9 protein-coding genes are annotated in these 16287 nt (G+C 38.1%); all 9 read left to right on the top strand.

Annotation, left to right across the window (positions count from 1 at the left end; all coding sequences use genetic code 11):
- Positions 1–327: 327 nt before the first annotated feature.
- The 9 genes from I6E85_RS09795 to I6E85_RS09755 all read left to right on the top strand — a co-directional run bounded on the left by I6E85_RS09795 (position 328) and on the right by I6E85_RS09755 (position 15993).
- Complete coding sequence (locus I6E85_RS09795; RefSeq protein WP_197236901.1) at positions 328–1398, top strand: hypothetical protein; 1071 nt, start codon at positions 328–330, stop codon at positions 1396–1398.
- Between the two features lie 166 nt (positions 1399–1564).
- A complete protein-coding gene (hsdR, locus tag I6E85_RS09790; protein ID WP_197236900.1) occupies positions 1565–4021 on the top strand; it encodes an EcoAI/FtnUII family type I restriction enzme subunit R in 2457 nt (818 codons plus the stop codon).
- Positions 4022–4139: 118 nt separating this feature from the next.
- Positions 4140–5612, top strand: a complete 1473-nt coding sequence (locus I6E85_RS09785) for an N-6 DNA methylase (RefSeq protein ID WP_197236899.1) — start codon at positions 4140–4142, stop codon at positions 5610–5612.
- Positions 5612–7447 (top strand): restriction endonuclease subunit S, encoded by a 1836-nt coding sequence (locus tag I6E85_RS09780; RefSeq protein WP_197236898.1) that lies wholly within the window; start codon positions 5612–5614, stop codon positions 7445–7447. The genes I6E85_RS09785 and I6E85_RS09780 overlap by 1 nt, the downstream gene beginning before the upstream one ends.
- Before the next feature lie 2 nt (positions 7448–7449).
- Positions 7450–9705, top strand: coding sequence for an McrB family protein (locus tag I6E85_RS09775; RefSeq protein ID WP_197236897.1), 2256 nt, complete (start codon positions 7450–7452; stop codon positions 9703–9705).
- 2 nt (positions 9706–9707) lie between these two features.
- Entirely contained in the window at positions 9708–12281 is a 2574-nt protein-coding gene (locus I6E85_RS09770) for a nuclease domain-containing protein (RefSeq protein WP_197236896.1), read from the top strand.
- Between the two features lie 214 nt (positions 12282–12495).
- Complete coding sequence (locus tag I6E85_RS09765; RefSeq protein WP_197236895.1) at positions 12496–13728, top strand: hypothetical protein; 1233 nt, start codon at positions 12496–12498, stop codon at positions 13726–13728.
- A gap of 124 nt (positions 13729–13852) precedes the next feature.
- Entirely contained in the window at positions 13853–14827 is a 975-nt protein-coding gene (locus I6E85_RS09760; protein WP_231621037.1) for a WYL domain-containing protein, read from the top strand.
- Positions 14828–14901: 74 nt separating this feature from the next.
- Positions 14902–15993: a cell division protein FtsZ gene (locus tag I6E85_RS09755; RefSeq protein WP_197236894.1), complete on the top strand. Its 1092-nt coding sequence runs from the start codon at positions 14902–14904 to the stop codon at positions 15991–15993.
- The last annotated feature ends 294 nt before the right edge of the window (positions 15994–16287 follow it).

Genomic DNA, 16287 nt, shown 5'->3' with positions numbered 1-16287 from the left:
CTAAAATGTCTATTGGCATAATTAGCTATGAGCAATATTGCCAAAGCAATAAGCGTAGTATGAGAATCATGCTCAAATATTTGCTATTTAAATTTGTATAACCCTTGTTTATTTGTCCTAAACGCAAAGCGCTCTGAGTTAATCAGAGCGCTTTTTTAGTTTTACGGTTCAGAAAAAGTGTGACTCTAATACTCAAGTCTATTTCTATGCTAATACTTGGTGATATTAATAAAAAATATTGTAAACTCGACACTTAAAAAATAATTGTCCGATCTCTCTTATTTATATTTTCAAAAGTTGGGTATTGGCTAACAAGGAAGTAAATTAATGTATTACAGCGAAGTCAAAGAACAATACCTTGCTAATTTAAAGCAATCAAAAAATAGCATTACCGCTTATAAAGCCATAGTAAATTATAGTAATAAAACACCTACTGAGATCTCCGATGGGTCTTTTGAGTATTTAGAGCATGAGTTTGAGGGAGTGTTTTTTGCTCAGGGAAACAATAAGAGGCAAATATTAAAATCTACAGGTAAATATTTAATTGGTTTTTTATCATTAGGTGGTACTTATCACCTAGCACTCCAAAATAAACATTACGAAGATTTACACAACAGCTTGTATAAGCCAGTATTTGAAAGCTTGAAACTGATTAATGATGAGACGAATAAAGCCTTAAATTCTATCGGTTTTACATTAGAGAAAACAAATAAGCTTTTAAAAAAAGTTGGAAAGGTTTTACAAACTAAATCTAATGTTACAAGCGACAGCAAAGCAGTTGATCAAAAAGTAACTTTAATTCAGTTAAAGCAGTTCTCCGATGGTTTCAAAACTTCACTTAAAGCAGGGTTTGGCGGTTTGGTGGGTGGTACTTCAGCTGTTGGTGCCTGGGGCGTCGTTACCATTATAGGTAGTGCATCTACAGGAACTGCTATTACCTCACTCTCTGGTATAGCTGCAACAAACGCAACACTTGCTTGGTTTGGTGGTGGTTCTATCGCTGCAGGAGGGGCTGGTATGGCTGGAGGGTTTATGGTTTTAGGTGGCATAATAGCAGCTCCCGCAATGTACTTTGCAGTAACAGGTTCATATAAAAAAGTCGAAAAAATAAAGATGAAAAAAGTTGAATTGTTGGCAGAGATAGAAAAGTTAACATCCCTTGAATCTGAAGCAAAGGCTCACCTTAAAACCGTCCAGCAGCATCATTACCACATTACCGAGTATGCCAATCACTTTGGTAAGTTGCTTGAAGATAACTTGAGGATGTTTAAAAAACATAGCTCGCTTAAGTATAAAATTTTTGGCGGAAAGATGAATGTTAAGCAAGAAAAAGCATTTAATATTCTGAACCAATATAGCAATGAATTACTATTTCAGCTTGGCTATAGCAAAAATTAGCTTAATATTTTTATTAACTCAACTAGCTTATTTTTACTATCTTTTATTTTTGCTTATTAACCATATTTTATATAGCATCACTAAACAGCACGAAACACGTTGAATCAACGAGTTGTATGCAAAGCCTTGTTGGCTTGTAGCGCAGTATTTAGGGATGGTTTAAGTTATGGATAAAAGAAAGCTCAGCGAAACCGATATAATCAGTAAGTTTATTCTACCCGCAGTTAAAACCGCAGGGTGGGACGACATAACCCAGATACGCCAAGAGGTTAAACTACGTGACGGTAAAGTAATCGTCCGTGGGCAACTTGGTGTACGTAAAACGGTTAAATCGGCTGACATAGTGCTTTACCATAAACCCAGCATGCCGCTTGCTGTCATTGAGGCTAAAGCGAATAAGCACGAAGTAGGTAAAGGGCTACAACAAGGCTTAGATTACGCCAGGCTGCTCGATGTGCCGTTTATATTCGCCTCTAATGGCGATGGCTTTATATTTCACGATAAGACTAAGCTCGGCACGCCTGATGCGCATAACCTCGAATCTGAAATACGCTTAGAAGACTTCCCATCACCGCAAGAGCTTTGGGCTAAGTATTGCGCTTACAAGGGCTATACCGAATCGCAATTGCCCATAATTAACCAAGCCTATTACGATGATGGCAGTGGCAAGCATCCCCGTTACTATCAGCTTCAAGCGATTAATAAAACAGTAGAGGCTATATCGTCAGGTAAAGACCGCGTACTCCTTGTTATGGCAACAGGAACCGGTAAAACTTATACCGCGTTTCAAATTATTTGGCGCTTATGGAAGTCACGCGCTAAAAAACGCATATTATTTTTAGCCGACCGCAACATATTGGTCGATCAAACTCGTATAAATGACTTTCAGCCGTTTGGTACTTCAATGACCAAAATTACCGGCAGAACAATCGACCCCGCTTACGAAATACATTTAGCACTTTACCAAGCACTAACAGGACCAGAAGAATCCCAAAAAGCCTTTAAGCAAGTAGACCCAGACTTTTTTGACCTCATTATTATTGACGAATGCCACCGTGGTAGCGCAAGTGAAGATAGCGCTTGGCGTGAAATACTCACTTACTTTAAAGGTGCTGCTCAAGTTGGCTTAACCGCAACACCCAAAGAAACAGAGGAAGTATCAAACTCAGACTATTTTGGCGACCCAGCTTATACCTATTCCCTAAAAGAAGGTATTGAAGATGGCTTTTTAGCGCCATACAAAGTGGTACGAGTCGATCTCGACGTAGACCTACAAGGCTGGCGACCAACAAAAGGACAGGTTGATAATAACGGTGAAGTAATACAAGACCGGATATACAACCAAAAAGACTTTGACCGCACAATGGTAATTGACGAGCGAACACAGCTGGTGGCAGAAACCATTACCAACTATTTAAAACGTACAGACCCTATGGCTAAAACCATCGTGTTTTGTAACGACATAGATCACGCCGAACGCATGCGCCGTGCCATTGCCAACTTAAACCCAGAGCAAATGGCAAAAAACGATAAATACGTAATGAAAATCACTGGCGATGACGAACTAGGTAAAGGTCAGCTCGATAACTTTATAAACCCTAAACGCCCATACCCAGTTATTGCTACCACCTCAGAGCTTATGACCACAGGGGTAGACGCTAAAACCTGTAAGCTAGTAGTGCTTGATCAAAACATACAATCAATGACCAAGTTTAAACAAATCATTGGCCGTGGTACCCGTATTGACGATCGCTACGGTAAGCTTTGGTTTACGATACTCGACTTTAAAAAAGCCACCGAATTATTTGCCGATGAACGCTTTGATGGCACACCAGAAAAAATAATAAAAGTAACGCCCACTGATATTGAAGACGAAGACGTTGATCTTGAATCACAAGATGATACAACCAGCGCAGAAACACCAGACAACGTATTTGGCGACCAAACCACTGACGATACAACCGATGCCAACAACGACACCATTAACGACCCTAAAGGCGATGGCACGCTGGATGGCGAATGGGACGATGAAACAAGTAAAATGGTTAAGTACCGCGTATCGGGTGTTACCGTTAATAAAGTCGCAGAGCGAGTACAGTATTACGATACCGACGGTAAACTTGTTACCGAGTCATTTATAGATTACACCCGTAAAACCATGAGCAAACAATTCAGCTCACTCGACGACTTTGTAAAACGTTGGAATGAGTCAGATCGCAAACAAGCCGTAATAGACGAGCTCGCCGAAGAAGGCATTATTTGGTCAGCCCTCGAAGAAGAAGTCGGCAAAGACATGGACCCCTTTGATATGATCTGCCATGTAGTTTACGACCAACCCCCATTAACTCGTAAAGAACGCGCAGATAACGTACAAAAGCGTAACTATTTCACTAAATATTCGGGTACCGCGCACACCGTACTCGAGAACCTTCTGTTAAAATACGCAGATGTAGGCGTGCAAGAAATAGAATCTATGCAAGCACTTAAAGTAGCGCCATTTAACCAAATTGGCAGCCTAAGTGAAATCGTTAAAAAAGGCTTTGGTGGTAAGGCGCAATACGAGCAAGCGGTTAAAGAGCTAGAAGCACAAATATACCAAATGCCAACACCTAAAACAGCTTAATTATATGTTTGCTGTCTCTTTATATGAGCGACAGCAAAGCATTAAACCAATCAAAATAAACAGCTTTTATATTTGCTTTTAGTCGCTGTTTATAAAAATAATCAAACAAGAGAATACTATGTCTATCAGTTCAGCTATTAAGTCTATTCAAGATATTATGCGAAAAGACGCCGGTGTCGATGGCGACGCACAACGCCTTGGCCAAATGTCGTGGTTACTATTTTTAAAAGTATTCGACGCGCAAGAAGAAGAGCTAGAGCTTGAATTAGACGATTACCGCGAGCCAATCCCCGAGCAATTTTTATGGCGCAATTGGGCGGCCGATAACGAAGGCATCACCGGCGATGAGCTTTTAGAGTTTGTAAACGACAAGCTTTTTCCAGAGCTTAAAAACCTAACCGCACCAATAGACAAAAACCCACGCGGCTATGTAGTCACCCAAGCGTTTAGCGATGCTTTTAACTACATGAAAAACGGCACGCTACTACGCCAGGTGATCAACAAACTAAACGAAATAGACTTCACCGACTCAAAAGAGCGCCACTTATTTGGCGACCTTTACGAGCAAATACTAAAAGACTTACAAAGCGCAGGCAACGCGGGCGAATTTTATACCCCGCGCGCCATTACTAAATTTATAGTTGCAGTAACCGACCCAAAACTAGGCGAGTCAATCATGGACCCTGCTTGTGGTACTGGTGGCTTTTTAGCGTGTGCGTTCGACCATGTAAAAGCAAACTATGTTAAATCGGGCGACGACCACCCAATATTACAAAAGCAAATACACGGTGTAGAAAAAAAACAACTCCCGCATTTACTGTGTACTACCAACATGATGCTTCACGGCATTGAGGTGCCGGTACAAGTTAAACACGGCAATACCCTAAATAAACCGCTTTCAAGCTGGGATGACCAAGTAGATGTAATCATCACCAACCCTCCATTTGGCGGCACTGAAGAAGACGGCATCGAAAAAAACTTCCCAAGCGACATGCAAACTCGCGAAACAGCCGACCTATTCTTACAGCTCATTATAGAAGTGCTCAACACTAAAGGCCGCGCAGCAGTGGTATTGCCAGACGGTACTTTGTTTGGTGAAGGCGTTAAAACCAAAATTAAAAAGCTATTGGTTGAGGAATGTAACTTACACACCATAGTACGCTTACCTAATGGTGTATTTGCCCCGTACACAAGTATTAAAACTAACATTCTGTTTTTTACCAAAGGCACGCCAACAAAAGACGTGTGGTTTTACGAGCACCCATACCCAGCAGGCGTTAAAAATTACAACAAAACCAAACCAATGAAATTTGAAGAATTTAAAACGGAGCTCGAATGGTGGGGCAACGAAGCAGACGGCTTTGCAAGCCGTACTGAGACCGAGCAAGCGTGGAAGGTATCAATCGACGATATTATTGCCCGTAATTACAATCTAGACATTAAAAACCCGCATGTAGGCGAGGTAATCAGCCATAACCCAGAAGAGTTATTAGCAGATTATTCGAAGCAGCAAGCCGACATACAAGCACTGCGCGATCAGCTTAAAGGCATATTGTCAGCAGCCCTTTCAAAAGATACTGAGGGCATGTAATGGCTGAGTTAAAAACACCAAGCACAAACGCAGAGCAGCTAATAACCGAACATCTTGATATTTGGACGACCGCCATTGAGCAAAAATCGTCAGCAGGGCGCGGCTCATCAAAAAAGTTTTCACTTCATGGCATTAAAAAACTCCGTGAACTTATTTTAGAGCTCGCAGTACGTGGCAAACTAGTACCGCAAGATTCAAACGACGAACCAGCGTCAGTATTGCTTGAGCGAATAGCCGCTGAAAAAGCGCAATTGGTTAAAGACAAAAAAATTAAAAAGCCAAAAGTACTGCCGGAGATTAGTGAAGATGAAAAACCATTTGAATTGCCGCAAGGATGGGAGTGGGGAAATTTAAATTCTTTAATAACTGTAATGGATGCTGGATGGAGTCCATCCTGTCCGCCTGAAGCATCACCAAATAATGATGTTTGGGGAGTATTGAAGACTACAGCTGTTCAGAACATGGAATATCGCGAGTATGAAAATAAGGTATTGTCAGAATCTAAAGAACCAAGACCTCAGTATGAAGTAAAAGTTGGTGATATTTTAATCACGCGCGCAGGTCCTAAAAATAGAGTCGGTGTTTCGTGCCTTGTACAAGAAACTCGACCTAAATTAATGATTTCAGATAAAATAATTCGATTTCATTTAGTTGAGATTGGCATGTCAGAGCGCTTTATTTCATTGTGCTTAAATGCGGGACCTACAGCTGACTTTTTAGAGTCCGCAAAGTCTGGAATGGCTGAAAGCCAAATGAACATATCGCAAGATAGATTAAAAGCGGCGCCAATTCCTCTTGCTCCTACTAGAGAGCAACAACGTATAGTCGCCAAAGTAGATGAGTTAATGAGCTTGTGTGATGAGCTTGAGGCACAAACTGAAAACAGTATTACCGCACACCAAACCTTAGTTAAAGTGCTGTTAGAGGCTTTGCTAAAAGCACCAGAGCAAACCGCAACGCCCGAACAAGCCACAGCACAGTTTCAACAAAACTGGCAGCGTTTAAGCGAGCACTTCGACACGCTATTCACCACTACTGCCAGTATTGACACGTTAAAACAAACCATTTTACAACTAGCAGTAATGGGTAAACTCGTTCCACAAAACCCAGATGACGAACCCGCCGCCAAACTTCTAGAGCGCATAGCAGCAGAAAAAGCCCAACTGATTAAAGACAAAAAAATCAAAAAGCAAAAGCCACTGCCAGCAATCACCAATGAAGAAAAACCGTTTGAATTACCAGTAGGATGGGAGTGGGTTAATCTAGGTGAGTTAGTTACAATTCGGGGCGGAAAGCGTTTACCTAAAGGGCAAGTATTATCTAGGGAAGTAACCCCTTATATTTATATTCGAGTATCTGATATGAGAAATGGCAGCATTAGAGAAGACGATCTTCACTATATTACTGAAGATGTCCAATCTCAAATCAGCAATTATATAATAACCTCGGATGATTTATACATGACCATTGTCGGTGCGACCATCGGTAAATGTGGCTTAATACCGATTAGGTTCAGCGGCATGAATTTAACTGAAAATGCGGCTAGATTGTCCCCATTTACAGGGGTCGATAAATATTATTTGTTTAAATATTTAGATGGTGATTTTGCTCAAGAGCAATTTTTTGATAAGACCAAACAAGTTGGAGTTCAAAAGATGGCTCTGAACAGACTTTCAACGACAATAGTACCTCTCCCACCATTAGAAGAGCAACGTCGTATCGTAACCAAAGTCGATGAACTAATAGCATTGTGTGACCAACTCAAAGCTCATTTAACCGACGCACAAACCACTAAACTTCACCTCACAGACGCTATAGTCGAACAGGCGTTGTAGATATGGCAGATGAGACATATGAAGCTGATAACGATGTACTAAGTAATGAAAGCTTGCTAGGCGAGCCCGTTAAATACTCACTAGATGTTGTAAAAGATTTATCTGATGAAGAGCTTTACCAGCGGTTATTTAAATGTTGGGGAATTAAAAATAAAAAAATTGAAGTATGGGGCGAGCTAACTAAACAAGATGGTGCGGTTCCTTATCGATTAAAACATGTGCGCAACATTATTGATAATAAATTAATAGAGTACCCAATAGATGTTAGCTACGGGCTACAAAGTGGCATTTTTGTTTATCCTTCTATAGGTAATAAATACTATATAACAGACCAAAGGACGTTTGTTCGTGGGAAGCTAATTCTTACTAAATTAAGTGAGCGAATTAAGCATGGCAACCCATTTGAATTAAACCTTTCCTCAGATGATATAGAACCCCTAGAGCAATTGCCTATTGCTATAAATGAGATAGATAGGCTGAGCAATATAGATAAATCAATAGTGCTAGGTGAGGGCACAGAACGTTTTATTGATAAAGTTATTTATGAACAGCAACTCAGTAAACTTAAAACAGAGTTTGAAGAAACTCAGAAGTCGGAAATAGAAACGCACCTGTCTCGACTTAACTCAATGACAAGAGCCGTTTCGATAGAGAAAGTTGAGCTACACGCCATAAAGGATTCTGTTGAGAGCAGTAAAAAAGAAAACCAACAATTAGGCTCAGAAAGTAAATTACTTCGGCAAAGTATTGAAAAAAAAGAGCATGAGCTAGCAATACTTGATGATAAATACAAAGGACTTGAGGAAGTAATGGCTAAAAAAATAGAAAAGCTAAAAGCATTTATAGAAGAAAAGGCTGTTTTTTTAAAGAGTTTTGAGTTTATTGATGATGATGAATTTAATAGTTTCGTTTCTAATATTACTAAAGTAAGTGAGCGACCTGAGCATATTGAGTTTAGTGATCACTTAAACGGTGATTACCAGCAAGCGGTATCTTATATTCAAGCTTATCTCAAAGAGCGCGATATACTCTACCCCCGTCATATTATTGAAAATTACCTTACCCTTATTAGAAGTAACGATTTAATTATTTTAGCGGGGGATTCTGGCTCAGGGAAAACTAATTTGGTTAATTCGTTTGCTGATGCTGTTGGCGGTAAATCTATTATTATTCCGGTAAAGCCGAATTGGACTAGCTCTGAGGATTTGTTAGGTTATTACAATCCTTTAGAAAAAAAGTATTTAGCAACTCCGTTTCTTGAAGCATTAATTGAGGCACAGCAAAACCCAGAAGTTCCTTATTTTATTTGTTTGGATGAAATGAACTTGGCGAGGGTTGAATACTATTTTGCTGATTTTTTATCAAAACTTGAAGAAAGAAATAAAAAGCCAGAGATTCAACTTTATTCAGATGATGAAGCATCGCATGTATTAGCAGAACTTAAAGGCGTTGTATCTATTATTACTGGGGCTAAAGAAAAATATAATAAAAATGGTATTACCGATTTTATAGCGCTTATGCAAGACGAAGATGTTAACAATGAAATGAAACGCGCATTCGGCTTTAGTGATAAAAATTCTCTTATAAAATACCACGGTGACATTAGGCGTATGCTTGCAGGTGTAATTAGTACACCTTCATCTATAACGATTTCTCCAAACGTTCGCATTATTGGTGCAATTAATATTGATGAAACTACGCATTATTTATCTCCTAAAATTTTAGATCGCGCTCACATAATGAAGTTTAGAAGCCCGCTACTGAGTGATTGGGATAAGATTATTAGTGAAATTGACGCGTATGGCTTTGAAGATGTGGCGCTGCCCGTGGTATTTGAAATAGATGATCTAGGTGTAAGGACGCCATATCCTAATTACTCTATTAATGACGATTTTTGTATACAGTTTAAAGAACTAAATAGCCGTTTTTTTCATCCTTTAGGTGTTGAATTTGGTATGCGAACGATTAGGCAGGGGCTTAATTACCTGGCGCTTTTTAAAGATGTAAATGAAGATAAAGAGCAGGCTATTAATAATTTTATTATTCATAAAGTGCTGCCCAAATTTACTTTCGATGGTAATAAAAAGTCGGGACAATCTGATAAGTTAGATTTACTTGATAAGGTTTTAAAACCGCTGTTAGAAGAAATATTAGAAAGCCATGAAAATATGGATGAAGAGTTTTCGAGTATTGTGGCGTTACAATCAATTATTAATAACGCTAAAGATAATGACGGTGTTGTGAATTACTGGGCATAAAAATGAAAGCTGAATTTGAAGCTAAATATATTGATATTACCTGGTATGACAAGAACACAGTATTAAGTATTACTGAATCGCTGTTGCCTTTAGATTGTGAGTATGAAGTAGATAAGTACATTTGTAGCACGGTTATATATCCAAAAACTGAGGGTATCGAATGCGGACAGCTTGCGTTTAGATTTCTAAAAAAGAGTACAATAAAGCCTTATTTTGTAAATGGAGCTGGCGAGAAAATCGTCCTTAAATGCGTACTTGATACAGAAACCCTCAAAGAATGGTGGATAGAAGCTGATAGCTGGTCTAATAAAAGCAAGCGCTGGCAAGGGAAGGCACATAGAACCGCTGGGAGCATAAAAGTTTATTTAGCCCATGAAGTTTGCCAAGTAAATATTGGATCATATGATTTTACTTTAGAGCAGCTAGATACTTACTTGGCTGACTTTAAAAGTGACTTATGGGAGTTGATTTTAGACGAGCAAAGTTATGTAAAGGGTAAGGGGAAGACAGTTAATGATGGTGTCGTTACACAAGATACAATTGCACTGGTTAATAACCTACTTTCCCATAGTCAAAATATTTTAAAAAATCCCAAGGCTGAGCTAAGAGAAGTTCAAACGTTAAAGCCAAGAAAGGCTGTAAAACCAGTTAATCGTACTTTTATGGAACTAGCTACAAAAGGTGGTAGCAAGCTTCTTACAAGCCGGAGCACAGAGCCAAGTTATAATGTTCCTGAAAACCGCTATATTCTTTATGTACTTGAGCGACTATATAAAATTATAAAGCAATTAGTGGCAATTTCTCAAAATAAAACGAAGCGCTATGAATCAAATATAGTAAAACTAGGATCACGTTTAGAAGCATTTGTTGAAGATAAACTGATAGATAAAGATTTAGTAAAAAAAGACTTAGAAAAGTTAAGAGATTCTTTTAATACAAAGTTTTTATCGGCTAATTTACAAGAGAAGCTCGAATTGTTTAACCAACGTGGTTTAGAAGAGCAAAACACTTCTATATGTTTTTTAAAAATTGGCTCAAAGACAAAGGGCGGTGATTCTCGTTTTTTAGCGATTAAAAAAGAATATAGCGATAATTGGTTTGAGACTGAAGTTGCAACTCAAAATGTGTTTTTAAAGCAAGGTGAACCACTTTTTTTAAATCTGCTAGAGCAGGGCTTTGAATACAAAATTATGGGAAACCTGAAATATAAAAGTGGTTTTTCAAATGGTAAGCAGTGGCATACTTATGAGTTAATAAGTATGCGTAAAATAAAAATAGTGGGTGGTGATAAGTTAACGCAAAGACATGAAAGTTTTAAGGCTGAAAGAAGTAAAGCTGTCCATTTTAATCATAATAACTGGGTAAAAAAACTTACTAAGAATGAGCGAGCCGAGCAAGAGCGTGAAAAGCGATCAATTCAAAAACGATTAGATTTTTACGCCATCCAAGAAAAGCATGTAGGCGTTGTATTCAATAGCCTAGAACCTAAATTACGCAAGTTTAAAGCGGCAATTAAAAAGCTAAAGAGTATGGGAGTTAAAGCATCCTCCGTTTTCCCTAACTCAATGACATTCGTACAAAACCCTGATTATCAATTTATTCATTCTGGTTATAAAAAAATACGCGAGTTAACAAGCTTAACTGATGATGATTTATTACTGTCTCTCGAGAGAGTTGAAGAGATAGGTTTGATTAATATGCCTCTTCTTTATGAACGTTGGTGCTTACTTCAATTGATAAAAGTGTTAGTTCAAAACTATGGTTATACACCAACGGATGACTGGAAAAAAGAGCTTATAAATATTATTGAAACTAAGCAAAATTATCAAAGTTTGGTATTTAAAAACGATAACTTAAAAAGAACAATTAAACTTAGTTACGAACCAATGCTAGAAAATGGTAAAACGCCAGACTTTGTGATGGATATATTTTTTATTAAAAAAAATGGTGAGGATTATAAAAAGCGTTTTGTAATGGATGCAAAATTTTACTCAAACTCTGTGCTTCAAAAAGCTGGAGGGGTTTCTGGGGTTGTAAAGCAGCTATATAAAGATAAAGATTATAGTGAAGAAGGCAGAAATACTGTTTTTATTATTCATCCTGTTAAATCAGCAATTACTAAAAAAGTATCTCCGCAGTCATGGGGGAATAATAGTTATTACGGCGAGTTAGCTTTGTTTGATTGGGATAAAAACAGAAAGGAGTATTTTCATCAATACGGTGCTATTTGTGCTAACCCTATTGAAAGGCTGAATTACTTAGATGAATTTCAGCGTATGATAGGGATGTTCCTACAGTACGGTATTGAGAATAATACGTTAAATGGCAAGGTTGATGATGTCGAGTCACTAAACTTTTGTATAGCATGTGGCTCACACGATCTAACGCTAAAAATAAACAACAGAGCAAAATCAGCGTGGTATGAATGTAACCAATGTAAGCACTTTACAACATATAACCACTGTAATAGCTGCGATACTAGATTAATTAAAAATGGGGACTATTGGACTTACCACTCACAAATGCCAATGGAGCCGCTAAATATAAAATGTCCATCATGTGAGAGTTTGTTGTAGTTAGATTGCGAGATATTAGATTTTATCTGAGCACTATTTAAATAAGCTGAGAATGTAGTTGAATATAAAATTATTATTTAAGTTGTTAGTCGTCTTTTCGTTGGCCTTTTCTTTTGTTGTTTTGGCAAAAGAGGCAAGTGGTATCAGCCTACTAATATAAGTGCTTTTCGTAAATACTAATTATTAGGTGAGTTTCAAAATAATAGGGAAATATATGTTAAGAAAATTAACAGCTGTACATTTTATTGAAAAGAAAGATGAAGATAAGAAGCTTAAAGAAATTAACGCAAAAAGCAACTTATGGGAAAGCGGCGATTGGAGTGTTTCAGAAGCTAGAGCCCAAGAACTTGTTGGCGGGAGAATATACATTCATAAGGCGCAAAGGTTACCATCACATAAAGGTGGAACAGTCCAATCCTATGAAAAAGTAAGTGATACAAGATTTAAATTTGTCTTCGTTGCCGAGGAAGGTTGTGAGAATGTGACAGAGGTCAATTGGCCTGCAGGTGAAAAAAAGTTTATATGGAGTGAAGTGCCTAATTATTATGTGATTGGTAGCAAATATGGCGGAAATTCGAACTCATTTAAGGATGTTTTACCTTTAATGATAAAGAGTAATGTTATTGCTGTTGGTTTTAATTTCTCTGAAGACATGAGTGAGTTTTTGGGGAAATCACAGAATGAAATCGTTGAGTATTTGAAAAATAAAAATGAGCCTAAAGAGTCGTACTCTACATTAAAGCACTTCTTGAGTTTAAAGCCTGGAGATCTTATTGCAGTAAAACTACATAGTGCCCCTCAAGGAAATAGACCTAGATTAGTTATTGGTGCTTATGCTGTTGTAAAAGGCATTGAAAAGCCTCTTTACCGTCATTCAGCTGAATTGGGTCATACAATAGAAGTTGACTTTATAGATACTGAAATTAATTATGAAGTTCCGTTTGGATATGGTGGAACAATTCATAAAATAGAGAGCGTCGACCGAATAAATGCTATCTTTTCACATTATTCTGCAGAAGCAGCTACATCAGAGGAAGTAGAAGTATCTGATGTTACAGATATTGATAATGTTTTAATTTCTAGATCAGCAAGATATATATCTCGTAGGGTACACAATAGAATACAAAAAAAATTACTTCATGAATTAAGAAATAAATATGGTATCAGTGCGGTTAAGCCCGAGGTTAATTACATAGATATTCTTGTAGAGCTTGAAGATAAATATATTATTTTTGAAGTTAAATCTTCACTTTCAGCGGAACGATGTATAAGAGAAGCTCTAGGCCAAATTTTGCAATATGGTAGTGAGCTTTCAAAGACTACAAATAAGACTATTGAATATGTTGTAGTTGGACCTAATACAATCGATGATTCTGCAGAATCATATTATAAATTTGTAGTAGAAAATATTTCAATCCCTTTAAGTTATACTTCTTTTAGCGCATAGCGCTTATGATGGTGATAAATTTAAATTTCTCGCCATCATAACTCAATTTATTGGCAAAATTTCATGTTTAGTTTTGCTTTATTAAAGTAGGAAGATTTTAACCTTAAACTTGATTAAGTCATTAATGAATTCAAATCGTCATTTATTTATTCTCGAGCTTGTGCCAATGGGGCCAAGCTCTATCTCGACACAACAATTACAACAGCAATTAATTGAACGAGGTATTGTTTTATCAACTCGGATGCTCCAGCGAGACCTACAATCACTTTATGAGCAAGGTTGCTTTGGGCTTGAAAAAGATGCCCGCAGTAAGCCCTATGGCTGGTCTATCAATGCGCAGTGGCGAGGTGGTAATACAAAAGTAATGAGCAGTGAAATGGCTGAACACTATTTGCTGTTGGAGCAGTTATTACCGCAATCAGTCCCGAGTGACGTTAAGCAGTCAGTGCATATTAAAGCAGAGCAGGCTCTTAAACGTTTTAATGGCCATGTACCTGACTGGCTTTCAATCCTTCCAAAGTCGTCGTTAAAAGTGAATATTGATAATCAGCTAGTTGAGCAAATTGAGCATGTGATTAAGCATAAGCGTGCAGTGAGCGCTGAGCTTTATAGAGTACTTTACGATGAGGCACATTGGTTAAAGTTTGCTGAGTTGAGTTTTTATAACATAGTTGAGCAAGGCGGTGTGTTAATGGCGCAGTTTATGGTGGGGACGCTTCACGATAAGTGTTACCAGATGCCGGTTTACCGCATTCGTAATGTACACATTTTGCAAAAGACACGACGTGAGCCAAGTGCCGAGCAATTAAAATCGTTACGTAGTGCTATTAACAAAGGCATGTCGCAAGAAACTATCGAATTAGTAATAAAAGTACCTACCCATTCGGCTGTTAATCAAGAGTTTATTGAGCTTGGCGAGCTGACTGATAAGCAATATATTGACGATAAAAACGTATTACTTACCTACCAGACTATTGATACCGAGCAATTAACCGATGAGTTATTTAAATGTGCTCATTGGCTGGAAGTTATTAAACCTGAAAAGCTGCGACAAAGAATTGTTAGCAAGCTTAAAGCGGCTACAGCAAACTACCTTTAATTGATTTAAAGCTTAGGTGCGTCAAAAATTGACGCAACCGTTTGCTATGCTCCTTTAAAAGTTAAGGAGTAGTTATGTTTCAATTAATTCAGCAAAATGATGGTTTATCAATCGGTGTATTTGGCATTGGTGGGTGTGGCTGTAATACGCTTAACAGTATTTTTGAACAGCGCGAGTCTGAGCAGGCGCACTTGTACAGCGTTAATACCGACAAAGTGGTACTTGAGCATACGCAAAGTGATGAAGCGGTACTTATAGGTGCAGAGCTCACTCATGGTTACGGTGCTGGAGCAGACCCTAAAGTTGGGCTGCAAGCAGCGGAAGAGAGTAAGGAGCAGCTTTTAACGCTTATTAATGGCTGCGATATAATACTGTGTGCAACAGGGTTGGGTGGCGGTACTGGGACTGGCGCTAGCCCGTATATTGCAGAGCTTGCGAGTGAGCAAGGTAAGCCCATTATATTTGTTGCTACATTGCCATTTAGTAGTGAGGGGCAGTTTAGATGCAATATAGCGCAAACCGGCCTAAATGATCTAAAAGATCATGCTAATGCTGTTATTACACTCCCAAACGATCAACTGATTGAAGTGCTTGGTAACGATATAGGATTATTCGATGCGTTTAAACATTCAAACCAAATACTCCATTCACTGATAAAATCATTAATCGATATGCTGTGTTTTCAAGGACTTATTAATGTTGATTTAAACGATTTTGCGAAAATTATGGATTGCCAGGGTGATGCAGTACTAGGTGTTGGTAAATGCGATGAAGAAAGCGAGCTTACTACTGCACTTGATGGGGCACTTAACAATCCTCTGGTTAATCAAGTTGATATGTCATCTAGTACCGGTGTGATAATACAAGTGAACTGTAAAGATGAAATTTCACTAGGTAGTTATAACCTCATTACCGACACCGTTCGCCAGCAGGTAAGCCCAAACGCGTTAGTTATTTGTGGTGTTTCAAAAATAGAAAGCCTAGCGACTAACTATGAGTTAATGGTAATTGCTACGGGAGCCAGTACTAAAATGGTTACTGATGACTTTAGTAAAGATAAAAAGCCTGAGGAAAAAGCTAACAAAGCTAGGCCAAAGCCATCTGATATTTTTGACATCCCTGCTTATATCAGGACAAAATCGCCAGCCCCACGTAAACAGTTATAAAATTTTCTTATAACTCTTATTTTGTAAAGTTTACAGCTCTAAGTAGCTCTAAAATTGTTAAAAATAATTCTGCGTACAGAAATGTGTGCAGAAATTACGTATGGCCCTTGAGGTGCTTATTTTTATTGGGGGTCTCATAATCGTGCCAATAGATTGTTGCTTGATTTTGCTCTTGATATGCCATGCTGAAAACCCTGAGTAGTTAACTTAAAATCGCCTAAATGCGCGCCAAGTTACTAAAATAATGAATTATTTAGATTATGGCATATGGGCGAGGGAGTTTATAGGTTTGGG

This window comes from Pseudoalteromonas sp. NZS71 (genome assembly GCF_015864715.1).
Taxonomy (GTDB): domain Bacteria; phylum Pseudomonadota; class Gammaproteobacteria; order Enterobacterales; family Alteromonadaceae; genus Pseudoalteromonas; species Pseudoalteromonas arctica.
This window is presented reverse-complemented; position numbering and strand designations above follow the sequence as displayed.